Raw genomic sequence first — 18,911 nt, 5'->3', positions numbered from 1 at the left:
GGGTATAGTGTTGAGAATGAAAAGTCGACGAGAAAGGAAGATCCATGCGTTCCGGGGATTTGCTATACGATTGATTATAACGGGAGAGGGGGAAAGCTGAATTACACGAATGTATCAGTCACCAAAGCCGATGGTTCGACGATTGTCGTAGAAATGGTGGCTCGATATTTAGCGTTTCTTTTGGCAAAATGGGGTGGAATTTGATTTGTTGGTTTTATGGGGGTAGCCAGTGGCAGAGATACTCTTTAAATTAATACACTTTCTTTCCGGAAAGTTTATAAAGAAATTGAATTATGGTTTGAATGGGAATCCTATCTATGGCTTGCAAGTTTGAGAGTAAAGGGTTCGGTTTCTGCTTCATTCTATTAATTCTTACCATGTATTTCGGGGTTTGTTCGGTTGTGTTCGGCTACCCCGCTAATTTGAGTTTTCTGATAATTCCTGCATTGACGACCTTATGGAGTCAGTTGCGCTTAGGTAAAGCTATCTATTCATACGTAACAGAGTTAAGGTTCTGGCACGTGGTTTTAATTATGGTTGTTTCAATATCTGTTTCGTATGGTGTATATAGTACTGTTTATGAAAAATTGGTCTTCAGTTTTATGTCGGTCTGTGTTTTTTATTGTTCAATAGTCATGTTTGTTTTAAATAAAGGTGAATCTAGTAAGAGTGAAGATATTTAGAAGGTAAGCGAAAAGATATGGTAACTAGATGGTGTTTCTGATATGTGGGTTGAGAGAATTTTATGCTAATAATTCAGAGAAAATAAGAATTAATTAAATCTAGTCATGCTAATAAATTTGATATGAAATAAAACTAGACATAATGTTGGGTCTGATAATGAAAGTATTTGTCGGAGTTGCTATTTTCTTTTTTTCCTTTTTCTATTCTGTTTTATCATGGAGTGGTGGTGAAGACGATATGTGTGTATATCGTCCTGCGTATTTTAATAACGACAGTAGCCCTATTCAGATAGAACTTGGGTCTGAAAGGATTGATGAAACGATGAGATCTGGAATTGTAAAAGTCCTAAGCCATTACGGTCATAAATTTGAAGAGCGTAATGGTAAAGTTTTTTTTGGTTGTAATATGTATAGGGATTTTGAGATTTTGGTGAACTACACAAAAAAAGCCACTGATGAAAAGTGGTTGGGTACGCACAAACAACGTCGTAATTCAAAAGAAATAAAATAACAGGGTGTTCCGGCGAACTCCTGATTTAAGCCAAGGGCGGGAGCTGAAAAAGATCATGGTAGTGGCTTTCCGGCGAGTAGTCAGAAAACTTAAGCGTGTTTTTAGAGTAATCAATGTTTTTTGAATTTGGAAAGGATTAGTACGTTTTGTTAAATCTGGATGTTATTTTTAATGGAAGACTTAGTTTTATTGGAAAGCAATATCGTATTGAGTGATTTTAATAACTCAGTTTACTAGAGATTGGTGAAATACTAATATTTATTAATTTTAATAATATTGCTGTTGTTGATATGAGACTGCTGTACCAGTCGCAGGTTGTTAAAATATGATAATGATTTGAACTAAGGGGAATATCATGGTCTTCAGGATTGTCTTGCTTATTTTTGTTGTTGGTACTCTTATTGGCTGTGCAGCTAGCGGACCGATATATAAGCAGTATTCTCCAAAGAGCACAGATTCGGCTGTTGTGTATGTTTACAGAATTAGCCGTTCCGTAAACTGTTGTGTTGCTCCTGCGGTTTATATTAATGATTCCAAAAGGGACAGTCTGAAGAACGGTGGTTATCTTGTTTATGAATTAGATAGTGGAGCGCAAAAAATTACAGTAGGGGATGGGTCATATGGGTTCACGGAGGAAACGCTGGAACTGAATTTGGAGAAAGGTAAACAATACTTTCTTAAGTGGAATATTGGTCCAATTGTTAATATGGAATATGCCATAACTATGGCAGTCGCTTTTGGTGTGGCCTTAGGGCAAAGAGAATACAACTTGGTGCAAATGGATGATAGTGTTGCAAAGCAAGAAATTTCGTCGCTAAAATTAAGTAAAAAATAAGTTCAAAGAGTGAAGTTCTATCGCTGATGAATTCCTAATTTAGGTTAAAAAGGTTCGTGACGGGTAGCTTCCCCAAAATATGAAATATATTTGCGTAAATAATGGGTAAAAAAGGGCAATGGTTATTGCCCTTTTTTATGCGTGCGAGTTAAAAAACCTGAGCTGGATTTTCCAACATAATCTGGTCTTTTCCTGCTGTTAGTACATCAATCATATAATTAAAGTAGCTGGTTTTATTCGCTCCGGTAAAGTCTTTTGCCATCTCCAATACCGCAATCACTTGTTGTATCTGCGCTTTTAGCTGTGGGTAAAGGTTTTGGTCGTCTAATACCCGAATAACATCATTCAGGTCACCTTTACACATCGCGACTATTGCGTCCGAATCTTTGTCCGGGTTGGCGGCAATATAGGTAAAGTTTTTACGGACTTGTTGCATGTTGTCCAGAACATTTACCGAACGCATAAAGTCTGTGATGTCAGCCAGTTGTGTGGGGGTAAATTCGATTTTGCCAAATCGATTGCCTTCGGGGGATAGGGCAAATGCATCGGAAGCATAATGCAGAATCGCCTCTTCTAAGGTTTGCGCGCTATTGTTGTGGAAGTATGGTGCAGTGTCGGCTGCATGGAGTAGCGTTTGTGAGTTAAAGTCTTCGCTTCCCTCAAAATCGTTTCCATCATCAAACGGTAAGTGCGATGCGGATGGACGATTAACGGTACCCGTGTCAAATTCGGCGTTGTTTTCGAACATGCTACCGTGGCAGGCGAAGCATGAATCGCTGAGCATAATGTTCATACCGTTTTGTGTTGTTTGGTTACGGAAGGTAATTGCAAACATGCCGTTGACAAAATCCTGCTGACCAATTGAAAGTTGAAATGCTTCAAGTGCTTCCACTTCGCGTTGACGGGGGATTCTAAAATCGGTGCCGGGTGTACGATTAAGTGAAAGAGGGAAGTGTTGGTTTATTGCACCAAATACAAACTCAGCCAGTGTTCCACGCCCAGGTGAGCCGTCGCCGCTCCAGCCCAAACCGTGAGGTGTTGGATCGGTATTGGAAGCTCTACTGACAACGACAGCGATGCTCGATAAATGGTTGACAGAACGCATTACAAATTTGTTGGCCAGGTCATCGAAACCGTCGATGTTTTCTTTAATTAAACCTTCCGTGCGCAGTAATGTTGCGTCTTCTAACAAGGCAAGTTGAGGCACTCTTTCGTGAACGAATAATGGGTCGTTACTGTCGAGAGTGGCGATGAAATCCGCATCCAGTGAGAAATTATTTTCTGCACGATGACAGGTTCCGCATGTGCGGCCGTTCCCGCCGAAGGTTTCGTTAAAGAACAGGTGTGCACCAAATTTGACCAGCTCGTCATCGGTTGCGGCAACAGTGCCTTCAGCATTTAGGCTGGCAAAATTACTCGGTTGGTTGAATTTTTCCCGATAGAAACGTTTTTCAAACAAGGTGCGTGCGCCGGAAGCAAGTACACCATTGACGGGATCCACACCGCGTGGTGTGACTATGACGAAGTCAAAGTCAAATTCAACGTTAAAGTTGACGGGTGCAACAATATGTTTGTTGTTGCCGTTAAATACAAACTCCCCCACTTTTATTCGCGTATCAATGATTTCCGGTCTAACTGTTCCATTGCTGCCGACAGTGTTTCTTACTAACCATAGGTCAGCTTGGAGAGTGGGGTCGGTGCTGTTTATTTCGCCGGATGCCTGTTGAGTGGCAAAGTTTAATTCAATAAAACCGGTGATTTTATCGTCTGTCGTATTTAAAAGTGGGTTGTAACCGAAACCAAAGCGGTGAAGATTTTGAAATATTAGGTCGCCGTTTAGGTCGTTTTTAAATTTGTTGTATGCAACTTCGAGGGCATCGTTGTTGTTGGCATAACTTAGAGTGGAAAAAAAAGAGGTAAGTAGCAGGCAAGATAAGGCTATCTGCTTAAACATAAAAGTCCTTGTTAAATTGAGATGTGTGGTTGCAAAATTGCGCGGCAATTCTATGCATTCAATACTGCATGTAAAGTGGGTGATGGGTTTTGAGTTTAATTTTGGCGTGTGAAATAAGAATGTTTTTTAGGTGCTTTTTAATGTAAGCCTGCTTAGTGAGCAAGTTGTTTTGTTTTTGTTTTATTTGAATAAAAAGTAATTTTTTGAGTGTATGAAGAGTTGCTGATAAGAGAATTTATTTAGCGACTATTATCTGGTTAAAAATAGATATGATCGATTCTACTTTGTTCAATAAGTCTGTTTATTATTCTGTATAAATTATATGTAATATAATTGGATTGTTGCCTGCTGCATGGCTTTTAATTGTTTATATAACGTAAACGATCGTTTTGTTTGTGTTTATTTCGAGGGTTCAGATTTTTTGGCCAAAAAAAGCCCCCAAGTTGGGGGCCTTGATCAAGAAGAGGAAATCTTTAGTTACATTGATTATTTAACACACAAGCTGCTACGCCGTTGGAGAAGAAGTAATTCACAAGCTCATCTTCTTTCGCGGACCAAGCCATCACACCACCCAGATTCGGATAGGCTTTCGCTGGTGTGTAGCCACCGCCACATTGCAATGTGCGCAAACATTTAATTGCGGCTTTCACAATCGCGGGGTCGGTATAACCACTTCCAGCAGCGCTTGATGAACCGGAAGCCGGTAAACCAATTACCACTTTTTCCTGCGGTAAACCAAGGTAGCGAGTACCGGTACTGGCAATGTCGAAGCCTTCGATCATGGCTTCTGTCCAGGCGACCAAACCATCTTGTGTTGCAGAATCGAAGAAACGGTTACGGTCGATGCCGGGCATTGAACCAGTGTTGTAGTACTGCATTTGTACCCAGGAAATTTCATTGCGCAACTCATTAATCAGTGGCAAATAAACGCCCCAGTTAATGCTGCCAAGCCAGTTGGTTGGTGTGTTTGCACCGATGGTGTGGGCCGTTTCTGGAGCCATGGTGAGCAAAAAGTCTGGGCCAAAGTGTGCCTTGATTCGTCGAATTGCACGCACCAGGTGATCGGCAGAGTATTGCGGGTTGTCAGCGTGGATCAATGTGTCCGGGTTGGTCGACAAACCTTTTTCGGTATCAATATCGATGCCGTCCAGGCCATATTCTGTTGCAATGGCGATGAAGGAATTAACAAAGTTATCTTCGTGAGACTGGCTGGTCAGGTATAGCTGATCCGCCGCGCCACCGATAGATAGCAAGACTTTTTTACCCTGGGCTTTTGCTGCTGCGACTTCTTCCGGGGTCGGGTTGTTTTGCGTGTAGTCCGCATTGGTAAGCTTTAAACTTCCGTCAGCATTGGTTTTAGGGAAGGCAATGTTGAGCACGTTGTAGTTAGGAATATCAGTCATCACCTGACGAGGCCAATGCCAGTTCTCATAGTAGCCAACCAGTTTTACGCTACTGCCACCGGAGCTTGATGAAGACGAGCTGGAGGAAGAAGAACTACTGCTGCTGGAACTGGATGAAGAACTGCTGGACGAAGATGAACTGCTACTGCTTGAGCTGGACGAAGAGCTGCTGGATGAAGACGAGCTGCTGCTTGAGCTGGAAGAGCTGCTGCAGGTGCCGCCAAGATCCCATGCCATATCCCAGTACAAACCCGTGCCTGGAGCGTAAGCCCAGTCCGCATCGGATGAACACCAACCGGCAATTTCACAGGTGTAGTTTGCGCCTGCATTGGTAACTACTTGCCCTACCGCGTAGCTGGTTCCTGGTACGTATTGAGTACAGGTTGAGCCGCCGCTGGACGATGACGAGCTGCTGGAGGAAGAAGAGCTACTGCTGCTACTGGAACTGGATGAAGAGCTGCTCGAAGAGGAACTGCTGCTGGAGCTGGACGATGAACTGCTCGAAGAAGAGCTGCTGCTTGAACTGGATGAAGACGAGCTGGAAGAACTGTTGCACGCACCATCGAATTTCCAGGCTTCCCATGGGCCGGAGTTGGCTTCCGGGTCATTGCCTTGTGTCCAGTAGGCTGCGGTGTAGCCATTGTTATTATGCTGGACTTGAGCGCCGCCGGAGTAGGCTTGTGCTGCTGCCCAAACGTCACGGCTGCTGCAGTCGATTGCCACAGCATTGACTGCGGTGAGCGCGCCGGTAGCCAGCATGAATTGATACAGTTGTTTTATCATAAATCGCTATCCTTTTATTGTGTTTATTGCGTTACGACTTGGAAAAATCTCGCCAAGGTTCCTGATGAAAAACAAAAAATCTGCCACGTTTTCCAGTGGGTTCCGTTGGGAGGGGTTGTGGATAATTAACAGGTGTTGTGAACTATCCAGATGCTTTATCGAGTGATGCGTGATAATCGATTTTTATTCGTACTTATATATCGACCTATGGTCCAGGCTCAATTTATTCACAAAGCAGCGTTTGTGTCTGTGAAAAACTTCCGTAGATTAACATCCCTTTTGTGGCTTTTATATTGCCTTAGCCTATATCAAGCCTTCTTTGTTACATGCTGATTGCATAGTGTGCATTTTTTCACTCGTAACGTCATTGCGATGCATGCGCCAAATAAGCTACTGCTATAAGTCAAACGTCGAATATAGCAGCATTGTATCCATTTTTTTCTCATTTTGGCTTGGACGTATTAGTCAGAAAATATGTGATAAAAAAGTGATTTTTTTGTGACGTGGTCACGACTTTTCTTTTTTAGACTGCCTGAACTGTATCGGTAAGAGGGTAGTGCAATGACATTCAAAACATTTATTACAGCTTCGCTGTTTGGCTTGGTTTCAGTAAACAGCTATTCGGCAACGGTAGATATTTCCATTACGAATTTAACTCAGGGTATTTACTTCACGCCATTATTAATCAGTGCCCACGGGGATGTGCATTTATTCGAGTTAGGCAGTACCGCCAGCCCGGAGCTGCAGGCAATGGCAGAAGGGGGCGATATCTCCGGGTTGGCGAGTGCTGTTTCAGCATTGGGGGGCAGTAGTGTGGAAAACCCCGCTGCGGGTTTATTGGCTCCCGGCAGTACAGCCATGACCATGAGTTTTGATACCGGAGATCAAAAATATTTGAGTATTTTGGCAATGCTGTTGCCGACCAACGATGGTTTTGTCGGGTTAGATGCATGGTCAATCCCGGAGCAGCCTGGCGACTATACTTTATATCTCAATGCCTATGATGCGGGTACCGAAGTAAACGATGAAATTGTTAATGGTGGTGGCGCACCGGGTACACCTGGAATACCGGCTAACCCAGGCGCTAACGGTGGTATGAATGGAACCGGTGTGACGACCATAGAAAATAATAATAGCGTGCATATTCATCGAGGAAATATTGGGGATACGGATGCGGCAGGTGGAGCGAGCGATGTGGACGCCAGAATTCATCGCTGGTTAAACCCGGTGGCCAAAGTGATTGTGACTGTGAAATAGGAGGTGGCTATGAACGGGCTCGGCACATTAATAAAAATTTGTTTACTGATTTGTATCCCCCTCGCGTTTACTGCATGTGGCGGTGACGACAACGACGATGAAGTGCGCAGTCTGGAGAGCCGTGTTGCTGAATTACAAATGCAACTGGATCAACTGGCTGTGGAAGATACGTCGTTAGCAAATAATTTAGCCGCAATTAATACACGGTTGGAGGCGTTGGAAAATGACGCTACCGTCGCTTCCGAGATTGCGGAAATTCAGATTTTACTGGATGACATTGCAGAACGTATCGCTGCGTTAACGGCGGCAGCAAAAAATATTTACCGTATTACTTTAACCAACCTTACTGAAAATCAGCCACTTGCGCCGGCCGCTGTATTGTTACATGGCGCGGATTATTCGGCCTGGAACATCGGTGAAGCCGCAACAGATGGTTTGGAAACTTTAGCGGAGTCTGGTGATCCAACAGAAGTCATTGCTGAAGCCTCAAATGCGATATCTGCAAAATCTTCGGAAGCGGTATTGGCTCCTGGTGATTCATTGGTATTGAATATTTCGGGCTTGTGGCAAGAGGATTTATCGCTGACGTTGGTGTCAATGCTAGTCAATACCAATGACGCTTTTGCCGGAGCGAATACACTTGCTCTGTCACATTTGCGAGTTGGCGAGCAATTTAGCTATATTGCCCCCATTTACGACGCCGGTACGGAGCGCAATACGGAAACGGCTGAAACCATTCCCGGTCCAGCGGGTGGCGGCGAGGGTTTAAATCGCATTCGCGATGATGTGGCAAATCAGGTCACCATGCATCCGGGTGTGGTTTCTCAGGATGATGGCTATGCGCAATCCGCGTTAGATTCATCCCACCGTTTTGATCAGGGCGCGTTAAAAATTGATGTTGCGAGAATGGAATAAACAATCATGATTAAGGGCAGTTTGTCGCTCTGTTGAAATAGAAATTATGACCGCGAAAGTATTAATCGTCGAAGACCAAGAGGACATAGGTTCACTCATTGCAGTGAACCTGGAGTCCTTAAATTTACAAACAGTACATTGTCGTGATGGTTTGCAGGGGTATCTGGAAGCGCAAAAAAATCAATATGATGCAATTATTCTGGATATTATGCTGCCGGGTATGGAAGGCTTGGAGGTCTGCCAAAAATTGCGGCAGGAGGCAAATTACACGCCCATACTTATGCTGACAGCGAAAAAATCCGAAGCGGATCGTGTTGTTGGTTTAGAGGTCGGTGCGGATGATTATCTAACCAAACCTTTCAGCGTTCGCGAGCTCCAGGCTAGGATCAAAGCGCTACTGCGTCGTGTGGCTTTTCACGAAAATACGCAAACAAATAATCACACCGAAGATTTACTACGGTTTGATGATCTGACTATTGATATTCAAAAACGAAAAATATTACGTAACGATATGAATATTAATGTCACGGCCAAAGAGTTTGATTTATTACTCTATATGGCACGACATCCCGGTACGGTTTATACCCGTGAGCAGTTGCTTAATGCGGTATGGGGATACCAGCACGATGGTTACGAACACACTGTTAATTCTCATATCAATCGGCTTCGTTCAAAACTGGAAGAGGATTCGACCAAGCCCAAATTTGTATTAACCGTTTGGGGGGTAGGGTACAAGTTTTATGATAGCTAGTTTTTTACAGACGCTGTTTGGCCGTATTCTTCTTATCCTGGTGGGCGTGTTCACCATCTTTGGCGTGTTCTCTACACTGCTGGTAGTTAATTCATCGAAAAATTACGAACAGGAAGTGACGCAACGAATTCACCGGGAGCTGGCCCAGCATGTGGTGAATAGTTATTTGCTGTATGAAAATGGCAAGCCTAACTTCGCCGCTGCCAAGGCGACGTTTGAAAATTTAATGATTTTAGGGCCGAACTTTGAATTTTATTTGGTCGACAAGGACGGAAACATCGTCGCGCACAGCGAAAAAACCAATCATGTTGTGCGTAAAACTGTTGACCTGAAGCCCATAAAAGAATTTATTACAACCAAAGGCAATCAAGGTTTAATTTTTGGCGAAGACCCAAAATACCAGAATGTGAAAAAGATTTTTTCCGTTGCGCCAATTATTCAAATGGGGCAAACCTATGGTTACCTTTATGTGGTTATTGGTAGTGAAATTCGGGCGGAGTTGGAAGAACAGTTATGGGGAAGCCAAATTCTCCAGTCGGGAATGTGGTTGTCTATTGGTGGCGGAGCCTTGGCAATTTTGGTGTTGATTGTTGTTATTCGTTTGGTTACCCGACCACTCTCCCGCCTTATGGGGCAAATTCAGGAAATTCGTGAGTTGGGTTTTGAAACCAGTGACGAAGTGCGGGAAAAAATCGAGCAGAATCTTGATTGCTGGGATGGCAATAGTTCAAATGATATTCAGTTGCTGGGTTTTACCTTGATGAAGGCTCTGGAGAAATTGCAGCTACAGTACCAGAATATTGTCACCATTGATGATCTGCGAAAAGAATTGCTTTCCCATGTTTCCCATGATCTGCGTACACCCCTGGCAGCGCTGCTGGGCTATTTGGAAACCTGGGAAATTCAACAGGAAAGTCTGACCAAAGAAAAAAGCGAACAGTATATTTCCACCGCCCGAAAAAGCGCACAGAAAATTGCGGTGCTTATAGAACAGTTATTCGAATTGGCTCACCTGGATGGCGCTAACGTGTCGGTGAATAAGGAAAGTTTTCCCATCGCAGAATTAATTCAGGACGTTCTGCAAAAATTTACTATTGTGGCTGAGAAAAAGAATATTGAGCTGGCGGTAGAACCAAAAGACAGCAGTATTTTAGTCAGTGCCGATATCGAAAAGCTGGAGCGTGTTTTTACTAACCTGATTGAAAATGCGTTGCGCCATACGCCGGAAGGCGGAAAAATCACTGTTGAAGTACATCAGAGTCAGAGTAAGGTGGTGATTCGGGTATGCGATACTGGTATTGGTATTCCAGAAGAAGATTTACCGCATGTTTTTGATCCGCATTTCAAGGCTGGTAATAGTGTGAGAGAGAACACTTCACATGGTGGTTTGGGCCTGGCGATAACCAAAAAAATTCTGGAACTGCATGAGTCTGTGATCAGTGTGCAAAGTAAAATTGAGCAAGGCACAACATTTGAGTTTGCCTTGAACTCGGTGCGAGCATAAAGCACTATGTTTGACATTTGTGGTTAGCTAGTGGTAAAGCAGTGAGTGATTCAGGCTTGTGGTATGTGTATATTATTGAAACAGATAATCACCGGTTATATACGGGGATTACTAAAGATGTTGCGCGCCGGTTTTCTGAGCACCAAGATGTGTTTGCGGGGAATTCCGGGGCCAAGGGGGCTAAATACTTTCGCACCGCCAAACCGGTTCGTATTGTTTTTCAGGAAGCGTGTGATAACCGGTCAGAAGCGACAAAAAAAGAGATTCAGATTAAATCTTTAAGTCGTGCACAAAAACTGAAATTAATAAATCAACATTCCGGGTAAAATTCTGCACGTTTCCATTACTTGTATTCTATGGGAAGTTGTTCTCGAATAATTCTTGTATCCTTTATCTTCTAGCTGGTCAGATGAACGAATTATGCTAACCTAGGCGCGTTACTGGCATCTCTGTCATAAATGAATCATCACACCGTAATATAGGGCTACCGCTATCATTGAGAAACAGCATTTAATAAAACTGGCCAATATGAAAATGCCGTTTGGTAAGTATGCTGGCCGGGTTTTAATTGACCTGCCTGAAGAGTACTTGCTTTGGTTGTCTAAGAAAGGAATGCCAAGTGGTGAGTTGGGCTTGCTACTGGCGCTTGCGTTAGAGGTGAAAATAAATGGCCAAGAGTCCATTCTTGACCCATTAAGAGGCTACCCGACATTGCATTAATTCCTTTTCTGATAGCCTCAATTACGCTTGCTCATTTAATGAGCTGAAGGAGCATTTTGGGGTTGTTCAAGAGGTAAAACATAAAAAGATCGAAACGGCTGATTTCTTTTACTTCGGGCATGGGTAGCGAGTTCATGGTTCACTCCAGCAACTATCTGGTTGTTTTTAATCATTGGTGACCAGATTACAACGCTCTGGCTTAACGAAAACTGAATGCTTTTATTCAGTGACAAAAAAACTGCAAGGTTAAAGTGTGTTCGAAGAGGATAATTGTTCTTGCATCGGTATTTGCGCGACAGGTTTTTTATACTTCTACTTTTGGGGCTAATTTAAACATTGAGTTTCTGTAATCCGCCTTAATATAGAATCCATTACGTCGTGTTTCCTGTTTTATTGCTAAGGGTATGTTATGTCTAGAACTGTATTAATTACGGGTGCCAACAGAGGTATCGGTTTTGCTCTATGTGAGCACTATGTGAACAATGGTGATGAGGTTTTGGCCGTGTGTCGTACACCGTCAGAACAGTTAAGCGCTCTGTCGGGTGTGACCATTATTGACGGCGTGGATGTTTCTGTGGCGGAAGATCTTGCCCGCTTAAAATCTGCGGTCGGGGATAAAAACATTGATATTTTGATTAACAATGCGGGTATTTTGTCCAACGAATCACTGGGTGCAATTGATGTAGAGGCAATTGAGAAACAATTCATGGTCAATGCTATTGCGCCAATTCTGGTTACTGAAGCGTTGATGGCCAATTTATCTGCGGGCTCAAAAGTGGCTATGATCACCAGCCGTATGGGGTCGATTGCCGATAATGGCAGTGGCGGTTACTACGGGTATCGTATGTCCAAGACAGCACTGAATATGGCTGGCGTTTCTCTGGCTAAAGATTTGGCACCAAAAGAAATTGCTGTAGCCTTGTTGCACCCCGGCTTTGTGCAAACGGATATGGTTAACCATGCGGGTGATATTAGTGCCAATACTGCGGCCAAAGGTTTGGTTCAGCGTATCGAAGAATTAACCCTGGAGACCTCTGGTGGTTTCTGGCATTCCAATGGAGAAAGCCTGCCCTGGTAATTTCTCAACGGGCTATTACTTCTTGGGGTTATCGGTATTGGCACTTCTGTTGAGTACTGTGCCGTTAACCCAAGCACTTTTCTTTGTTATTCACCTCATCAAATGGTTGGTAATTCTGTAAAACGGTTATCGAATTAATGCATGTATTCGGTCTTGAATGGCGCGAGTTCAATCGCTTGTACATGTTGGCCGCGTAAACGTATCGACCCTTTGTATCTGTAATCGCCTACAGACGAGAATTCAAAGTTATAGACTCGTTCTACTGTAAATAAAGAATGGCCGGAACGGCGCAGTCTCAGGCGTTGTAGTGTGACATTCTGATCGAGTAACTGGACGCCGGATTTTTCACAATGCAGCATTGCTGATTTTCGCGCTAGCCTGCCGGCATTTATGTGTTGCCAAAACAGGTAGCCAAGCAAGAGCAGGAAAAGTGCTGCTACTAAGTCGTTTATTGTCATAGGTCGCTACCGGTATTCATCAATGTTTTTTATTGGGGCGTAAACTAGAAATCAAAGCCGTTTTTTACTGATGCTTCCCCGGTTGCGATTAAGCCGCCACGGAAGTTATGGTTTATCATTGAATAGTACCACTTATCGTCACTGATTCTCTCTATTCTGGATTGAAGTGACACAAGCTGGGAGTTGTTGATGTATCAGGCATTTATTTTTGATCTTGATGGCACTTTGGTGGATTCGTCGCGGGCGATAAGCGCGGCGATGACTGCCTGGTGTCAGCGACACGACTTGGATCTTGAGCGTGCTTTGCAAGTGTGTCAGGGAACGCGAACAGAGGATTTTGTTGCCGAATTTGCCCCTCATCTCCATGTTGAGCAAGAAGTTAAGCATATTGAGGCGCTGGAAAATGAATACCTGGATTTTGTTGAACCGTTAGTGGGTGCCGAGGCATTTGTACATTCGCTGGCGGGCGGTCAATGGGGCATAGCGACCTCCGGCCCTTACGATATTGCATTCCCCCGGCTAATGAAAGGCAACTTGCCTGTGCCTCGAGTGCTGGTGACTGCGGAAATGGTGAGCCGAGGCAAACCCCACCCTGAACCGTATTTGTTAGCCTGTGAGCAGTTGGGTGTGGATGCGCAAGAGGTTCTGGTTTTTGAAGATTCCGATGCAGGTATTGAGTCAGCGCTTTCTGCTGGATGTGATGTGGTTGCTGTGGGCTATGCGCATTCGGTTAGTCGGGACCGTTTGGTCGCCAACATCACCGATTACGCGGGTCTTAGTGTACAAAACACTGAGCGACTAATCCTGAACGGACTCAGCGAGTAATTTTTTTTGCCAACTCAAGCCATATGCTCATTCAAGCGTGTGGCTTTCTAGTTTTCCGTAAAGCCAAAATCTTCCAGAATGGAATACATCGCTGGTAGGACAACCAGTACCAGCAAGGTGGAAGCGATAAGCCCGAAGCCAATGCTGGTCACCAGAGGAATTAACACCTGAGCTTGCAAACTGCTTTCCAGAAGCAATGGTGCGATGCCGGCGATGGTAGTAAATGAGGTCAAGAATATTGCTCTAAAACGATCGCGGGATGCCTGGCTGGCAGCATCATGAACGCTAAACCCTTCGGCGGCACGTTGTTTAACGGACTCCACTAACAATATGGAGTCGTTCACCACAATGCCGGCGAGCGAGACAAAGCCCATGACGCTGGGCATGGTTAAATCCAGGCCCATAATAATGTGCCCCCATATCACCCCAATAAATGCCAGTGGAATAGCGAGCATGACAATAATGGGTTCCAGATAATTGCGAAACTGCAAACTAAGCAAAAGGAAAATACCGATAGCGCCGAGTAAAAACCCTTTTCTTAAAGAACCTCCGGTAACGGCAGCATTTTTTACTTCACCTTCCAGAGTAATCTTTACATCCGGGTATTTATTTTTAAGTTGCGGAAAAAATTCTTTTTGAGTATTGAGTAATACCTGATTCGTGTTTGCAATATCCGCATCGACATCACCGTACACGGTGACAGCGCGCATATTGTCAATGCGATGAATACGCGCGTAAGATCTGTCCTCGGTAATCTCAGCCACTGCTCTTAACGGAATGGGCGTTTCACCTTTGGTTGAATAAATACGCATATTTTCAAAATCCGCCAGACTGTCACGGGAGGCTAAATCCAGTTTGACTTGCAGTTCGTAATCCTCTCCCTCATATTGAATATCGTCAATTTTTACCCCCTGATATGCCGCGCGTAATTGTTTGGCGATGGACTCTGCCGGCAAGTTATGAACCAGATTTCCCGGAAGCAGGGAAATATTTAATTGCGGTTTACCCTGGCGTAAATCATCCATCACATCCACTACGCCGTTATAACCACGTAACCAGTTTTGCAATTCGTAAGAAGCACTGGAAAGCTGTTCAAGATCGTTCCCCTGTAAACGAATTTCTATCGCCCGGCCAGCGGGTCCCATGGTGGGTTGTTTATATTGAATATTGATCACGTCGGCAACGTCACCAACTTCCGCCCGCCATAAACGGGTTAGTGTGTCCATGGTGGTTTGACGTTGGTCCGCTGAGAGTAAATCGACACTGATGGTGGCGATATGTGTGCCGGTTTCGAATGCATCCTGATTTTGGTTGTATGACACGGTAATATTTTTTAATAACCGTTGCCCCTCAACTTCTTCCAGTTGTTGATCAACCTGTTGGAGGCCGTGTATGACTTTGTTTACTACGGCTTCGGTTCTGGACAGTGGTGTGCCCTGGGGGAGTAAAATTCTTGCCTGTACTACATCGCCGTCCAAGTCTGGGAAAGCTTTAAATTTAAGTACACCCGTAGCTAACATACTGATGGAAAAAAGTAAAAGTGCAATGGTTAAGCCCACTGCACCATAACGATAGCGGACGGACATATCCGCCAGCCGGCCAACTTTATGGCGAGTTTTTTCGAATAGATCAGTAAATTTCTGTTTCCATTTGAAGGGTTCTTTTTGATTGTGGTGCAGCGAGTGCATTAAATGATGAGGCAATATACAGAAGGCTTCGACCAGGCTGACACTTAACACCGATATCAGTACAACGGGCATCACCTTAAGCACCTGACCGATATCCCCTTGCAAAAACGCCAGGCCGCTAAAAATAAATACGGTTGTGGCAAACGAAGATAAAACGCCACGGGCAACGCGAGTAGTACCGTCTATTGCGGCATCAGCGGGTGATTTTCCTTTGGCGTATTCGGTGGCGATGCTCTCGGAAATGACAATGGCGTCGTCCATTAAAATACCAATGGAGATGAGCAGGCCAACCAGGCTGATCATGTTGATTGAGATACCAAAGGCGGTAATCAGCGCAAAGCTTCCCAGAAACGAAACGGGTAAACCCAACGCTACCCAAAATGTGTAACGCCAGGAAAAAAATAAATACAACGCCAGGCTGACCAAAATAATACCCTGCCAGCCGTTTTTGACGATCAGCTTTAACCTGTCCTCTACAATCGAAGTCATATCGCGAGTCAGGTGTAGTGAAATACCTTCGGGAAGGGTTTTGTTTTGTTCGGAAATAAAGGTTTTAATTTCCTCTAGCAGAGTTAAGCTATCGTCGTGTTTGTTTTTCTGTATTTGTAAAATTGCAGCGGGCTTGCCGTTAAATGTGATTTTGTCTTCCAGGTGTTCAAAACTGTCAGAAATAGTAGCGATATCGGCCAAGCGAATTTCGCCACCGTTCTGACTGGAAATTACTCGTAGGGAAGCCAATTGTTCCGGCGTGCGGCGTTTTTCCATAAATCGGATTTGATGAATACCGTTCTCCGATTCGATATCTCCAGAAGGTAGGTCGGTTGCCTGTGCACGTATTGCTGTGGCGATATCATTAATGCTCAAACCGTATTGCAAAAGGTTGTGTTGCGGAACCTCGATAATCAGCTGATGTTCGGAAAAACCTTCAATATTTACAATCGCGATATGGGGAAGTTGCTGTAATTTTTGTTTTAGGTCTTCCGCCAACTTTTTTAATTCGGGTTTGGGGATATCTGCGGCGATGGCAATGGCGACTACTGGGTCCGTGCGTCCTAGTTCTTTAATAATGGGTGTTTCGGTGTTGTCGGGAAAGCTGTCTATGCCATCCACTGCGGTTTTTATGTCGTCAATAAACTGAGACATATCACCTGATTCCTGCATTTTGAGGGTCATGATGCCGATGTTGTCTTTGGCTTCGCAGCGTTTTTCATCGGTAAAACTAATGCCGTCAGTAGCTTCCTCAAGTGGCTGGCAAATACTTTCTTCAATGTCTTTTGCTGATGCTGATGGGTATAAAACTGAAACACTGACTTCGAACTTCTTAATTTCCGGAAAAGTTTCCCGCATCATGGAAGGCAGAGTGGCCAACCCGGAAACCAGGAAAATAACCATCAGAATATTTGCTGCAGTCGGATGGTGGACAAAAAACCGAATCATTTCGTTGTCTCCCCGGTTGCCGCCTGTTGTTGGATGCTGTTCTGATAGTCTTGTTTATGAATTGGTTTAAGGGGAATGTTGGCGACAGCGGGAATTAAGTCATTGATAATGACTTTTTCATTTTCTGTTAGCCCATGTTCAATAATGGCTAACTCTCCTTGAGTAAATGCCAGTGTGACAGGGCGAATTTCCAGTTCATTTTCTGCGTTCACCAAATACACTTTATTTTGATGTATTGCCTTACGTGGAATAACCAGTCTGAGTTGAGGTTGAGCCAATAATTCAACCTGTGTGTAAATGCCCGAAAGCAAAGGCGGGCGTTTACCGGGAATAATTTTCTCATAAGGCTTGTCGACCGCGACCACAAATGAAACGGTTCGACTAATAGGGTCGAGTGATTCACCTACGCGCACCAATCTGGCCGGCCAGTGCGCTTCAGGTGGGCCGCCGACCATGGTGACTTTTGCCTCCAGATGAATATTGTCGATAAAGGATTGCGATTGTCTGGCGTCATCCCAGGCGTGTTTAATTTGGTCAATGCCAAGGATAAGTGGTCGAGCATGTAATAGCGGTAATTGCGCGTTAATTTCCACCTGCGCCATATCCGAGGCTTGGAATAATGGTGTACCGGGTGAAACGTATTCTTCCTCCTCAACCAAAACTTTCCCTATTCGGGAATCGAATGGCAGGCGCTGTTCGGTGCGTAAAATATTTTGTTGCCGTTCGCGAATCTGTGCTTGGCTGGCCGCAATTTTAGCCAGAGCCACTTCCTGTTTTGCTGGTAGCACCGCAAGTTGGGTCTTGAGGTTTTGCACTTCTTGTCGTAAACCCAATAGATTTTTTTCTTCGTTATCCACACTGGATTGAGAGATGGAGCCTTGTGTTAACAGGTTCTTTTTACGCTTGAGTTCCTTTTCGCCCAGGTTTAGACGGCGTTGCGCAATTTTCAGGGATGTGGTGGTGTTTTGCTGTTGAATTTCCAGCTCGCTTAACGCCGCTTTGTTGGCTGCGAGGTCGGCTTTGGCTTGTGCCAGCGCCAACTGATAATTTGTCTGGTCGATTTTTAACACCAGTGTGTCTTTCGGTAAAACCGACCCGGCTTTTAACTGGGGGTGCAGGTACACAATTTTGCCGGATACTTCCGCATTGGCTTGCAGCAAGGTGGTTGGTTTTACTTCACCATAAGCGGTGGCTTTTGCCCTGTGTGGAATATGTTGTGCGTAAATAAATTCAACCAGGCGGGCGGGCATTTGGTCGGGATTGTGTTTCAGGTCGGGTTTGAGCTTTACCGCAATAATCACCAATAGTAGGGCACTAATAACAATAATAGGCAGGCTATACCGGTGTCTGAAGAAATCTTTCACAGGATACCTCCTGATGAATTTTGACAACCTTGAATAAATAGCTTGAAGGTGTGTTGGGCCCATTGTTTGCGCTCCTCTTTATAGGGGTCTACACCAACAGCTTCCTTTAGCATCGGGGCGGCGATAAACGGAAAGGCCATCAAGCTGATAAGTGATGTGCGTGCGTACTCAGTACTTAAGTCTTCACGGAAAAAACCGGATGCTTTGAGTTCATCAATAATATGAATAACCAGTTTATTGTTACGCTCTACAATATTTTTAATAAACAAATCCCGTAACTTGCCTTTTTTCAGGATGATCTGGTCGATGACTAACCGGGAAAGCCAGGGGTGGTTTTGGTGTAAGCCAACGAAGGTTTCAATCAGGAAGTACAGTTTTTCGATGGCGGGTACAGTGTCGTCAGTGGTAAACGAATCCAGCTTGCCGAAGGCTTCATCGCCAATTCCCCGTTCAATAAGATGAAAAAACAAGCCTTCCTTACCACCAAAGTAATAACTGATCATCGCGGAATTCAGTTCCGCTTTACCAGCGATTTCCCGAATCGATATCTCGGAATAGGGTTTATGTTTGAGGAGTTCCTGAGTGACGTTGAGCAGGGACTGCCTGGCTTTCTCTTCGCGTTCAGTGTCTTTGGGGCGGCCTCGGGAGGAGATGGGATTAGACATGATCGGCTCTAATTAGTTAATCGTTAGATTAATTTAATCGACCGATTAGGAAATGGCAAGCTAGCTAACGCTTTTTTGCG

The 18,911-nt window shown here is 44.3% G+C and carries 16 protein-coding genes; 10 read left to right on the top strand and 6 right to left on the bottom strand.

Annotated features, from left to right (window positions below):
- The first annotated feature begins 840 nt into the window (after positions 1-840).
- The gene (locus P5V12_RS18530; RefSeq protein ID WP_316954565.1) at positions 841-1,194 is read left to right on the top strand and encodes a hypothetical protein; all 354 of its coding nucleotides are present in this window, start codon (positions 841-843) and stop codon (positions 1,192-1,194) included.
- A gap of 355 nt (positions 1,195-1,549) precedes the next feature.
- Positions 1,550-2,029 carry a DUF2846 domain-containing protein gene (locus tag P5V12_RS18525; protein ID WP_316954564.1) on the top strand — a complete coding sequence of 160 codons (480 nt, stop codon included), beginning with the start codon at positions 1,550-1,552 and terminating at the stop codon, positions 2,027-2,029.
- Positions 2,030-2,177: 148 nt separating this feature from the next.
- Here P5V12_RS18525 and P5V12_RS18520 read toward each other — a convergent pair whose 3' ends face one another.
- Both P5V12_RS18520 and P5V12_RS18515 read right to left on the bottom strand, forming a co-directional pair.
- The gene (locus P5V12_RS18520) at positions 2,178-3,983 is read right to left on the bottom strand and encodes a hypothetical protein (RefSeq protein WP_316954563.1); all 1,806 of its coding nucleotides are present in this window, start codon (positions 3,981-3,983) and stop codon (positions 2,178-2,180) included.
- 473 nt (positions 3,984-4,456) lie between these two features.
- A complete protein-coding gene (locus P5V12_RS18515; protein WP_316954562.1) occupies positions 4,457-6,169 on the bottom strand; it encodes a glycosyl hydrolase family 18 protein in 1,713 nt (570 codons plus the stop codon).
- 561 nt (positions 6,170-6,730) lie between these two features.
- Between P5V12_RS18515 and P5V12_RS18510 the strand changes: the two genes are divergently transcribed.
- From P5V12_RS18510 to P5V12_RS18480, 7 genes are all read left to right on the top strand, one after another.
- Positions 6,731-7,426, top strand: a complete 696-nt coding sequence (locus tag P5V12_RS18510; protein ID WP_316954561.1) for a spondin domain-containing protein — start codon at positions 6,731-6,733, stop codon at positions 7,424-7,426.
- Positions 7,427-7,435: 9 nt separating this feature from the next.
- A complete protein-coding gene (locus P5V12_RS18505; RefSeq protein ID WP_316954560.1) occupies positions 7,436-8,341 on the top strand; it encodes a spondin domain-containing protein in 906 nt (301 codons plus the stop codon).
- Positions 8,342-8,387: 46 nt separating this feature from the next.
- On the top strand, positions 8,388-9,092 hold the full coding sequence (locus P5V12_RS18500) for a response regulator transcription factor (protein ID WP_316954559.1): 705 nt from the start codon (positions 8,388-8,390) through the stop codon (positions 9,090-9,092).
- Entirely contained in the window at positions 9,082-10,596 is a 1,515-nt protein-coding gene (locus P5V12_RS18495) for an ATP-binding protein (RefSeq protein ID WP_316954558.1), read from the top strand. Before P5V12_RS18500 ends, P5V12_RS18495 begins: the two co-directional genes overlap by 11 nt.
- Positions 10,597-10,637: 41 nt before the next feature.
- Positions 10,638-10,922, top strand: a complete 285-nt coding sequence (locus tag P5V12_RS18490; RefSeq protein WP_316954557.1) for a GIY-YIG nuclease family protein — start codon at positions 10,638-10,640, stop codon at positions 10,920-10,922.
- 166 nt (positions 10,923-11,088) lie between these two features.
- Entirely contained in the window at positions 11,089-11,316 is a 228-nt protein-coding gene (locus P5V12_RS18485; protein WP_410483345.1) for a DUF3820 family protein, read from the top strand.
- A 409-nt stretch (positions 11,317-11,725) separates the two neighbouring features.
- The gene (locus P5V12_RS18480; protein ID WP_316954555.1) at positions 11,726-12,394 is read left to right on the top strand and encodes an SDR family oxidoreductase; all 669 of its coding nucleotides are present in this window, start codon (positions 11,726-11,728) and stop codon (positions 12,392-12,394) included.
- 134 nt (positions 12,395-12,528) lie between these two features.
- On the opposite strand, the gene P5V12_RS18475 is transcribed toward P5V12_RS18480, so the two are convergent.
- Entirely contained in the window at positions 12,529-12,852 is a 324-nt protein-coding gene (locus P5V12_RS18475; protein WP_316954554.1) for a DUF3301 domain-containing protein, read from the bottom strand.
- 189 nt (positions 12,853-13,041) lie between these two features.
- On the opposite strand from P5V12_RS18475, the gene P5V12_RS18470 reads away from it, so the two are divergent.
- Entirely contained in the window at positions 13,042-13,677 is a 636-nt protein-coding gene (locus P5V12_RS18470) for an HAD-IA family hydrolase (RefSeq protein ID WP_316954553.1), read from the top strand.
- Positions 13,678-13,724: 47 nt separating this feature from the next.
- On the opposite strand, the gene P5V12_RS18465 is transcribed toward P5V12_RS18470, so the two are convergent.
- From P5V12_RS18465 to P5V12_RS18455, 3 genes are read right to left on the bottom strand one after another with little or no spacing between them, the layout of a single operon-like run.
- Positions 13,725-16,802, bottom strand: coding sequence for an efflux RND transporter permease subunit (locus P5V12_RS18465; RefSeq protein ID WP_316954552.1), 3,078 nt, complete (start codon positions 16,800-16,802; stop codon positions 13,725-13,727).
- Positions 16,799-18,166: a hypothetical protein gene (locus P5V12_RS18460; RefSeq protein ID WP_316954551.1), complete on the bottom strand. Its 1,368-nt coding sequence runs from the start codon at positions 18,164-18,166 to the stop codon at positions 16,799-16,801. The genes P5V12_RS18465 and P5V12_RS18460 overlap by 4 nt, the downstream gene beginning before the upstream one ends.
- A complete protein-coding gene (locus P5V12_RS18455; protein WP_316954550.1) occupies positions 18,163-18,831 on the bottom strand; it encodes a TetR family transcriptional regulator in 669 nt (222 codons plus the stop codon). The genes P5V12_RS18460 and P5V12_RS18455 overlap by 4 nt, the downstream gene beginning before the upstream one ends.
- Between the last annotated feature and the right edge of the window lie 80 nt (positions 18,832-18,911).

Source organism: Teredinibacter sp. KSP-S5-2, assembly GCF_032773895.1.
Classification (GTDB): domain Bacteria; phylum Pseudomonadota; class Gammaproteobacteria; order Pseudomonadales; family Cellvibrionaceae.
The sequence above is the reverse complement of the archived record's forward strand: the minus strand, read 5'-3'. Positions and strand labels throughout refer to the sequence as shown.

Bases quoted from the DNA above. Each gene is read 5' to 3' on its own strand.
- P5V12_RS18530 (WP_316954565.1), top strand. From the start codon at position 841: ATGAAAGTATTTGTCGGAGTTGCTATTTTCTTTTTTTCCTTTTTCTAT.
- P5V12_RS18525 (WP_316954564.1), top strand. From the start codon at position 1,550: ATGGTCTTCAGGATTGTCTTGCTTATTTTTGTTGTTGGTACTCTTATT.
- P5V12_RS18520 (WP_316954563.1), bottom strand. From the start codon at position 3,983: ATGTTTAAGCAGATAGCCTTATCTTGCCTGCTACTTACCTCTTTTTTT.
- P5V12_RS18515 (WP_316954562.1), bottom strand. From the start codon at position 6,169: ATGATAAAACAACTGTATCAATTCATGCTGGCTACCGGCGCGCTCACC.
- P5V12_RS18510 (WP_316954561.1), top strand. From the start codon at position 6,731: ATGACATTCAAAACATTTATTACAGCTTCGCTGTTTGGCTTGGTTTCA.
- P5V12_RS18505 (WP_316954560.1), top strand. From the start codon at position 7,436: ATGAACGGGCTCGGCACATTAATAAAAATTTGTTTACTGATTTGTATC.
- P5V12_RS18500 (WP_316954559.1), top strand. From the start codon at position 8,388: ATGACCGCGAAAGTATTAATCGTCGAAGACCAAGAGGACATAGGTTCA.
- P5V12_RS18495 (WP_316954558.1), top strand. From the start codon at position 9,082: ATGATAGCTAGTTTTTTACAGACGCTGTTTGGCCGTATTCTTCTTATC.
- P5V12_RS18480 (WP_316954555.1), top strand. From the start codon at position 11,726: ATGTCTAGAACTGTATTAATTACGGGTGCCAACAGAGGTATCGGTTTT.
- P5V12_RS18475 (WP_316954554.1), bottom strand. From the start codon at position 12,852: ATGACAATAAACGACTTAGTAGCAGCACTTTTCCTGCTCTTGCTTGGC.
- P5V12_RS18470 (WP_316954553.1), top strand. From the start codon at position 13,042: ATGTATCAGGCATTTATTTTTGATCTTGATGGCACTTTGGTGGATTCG.
- P5V12_RS18465 (WP_316954552.1), bottom strand. From the start codon at position 16,802: ATGATTCGGTTTTTTGTCCACCATCCGACTGCAGCAAATATTCTGATG.
- P5V12_RS18455 (WP_316954550.1), bottom strand. From the start codon at position 18,831: ATGTCTAATCCCATCTCCTCCCGAGGCCGCCCCAAAGACACTGAACGC.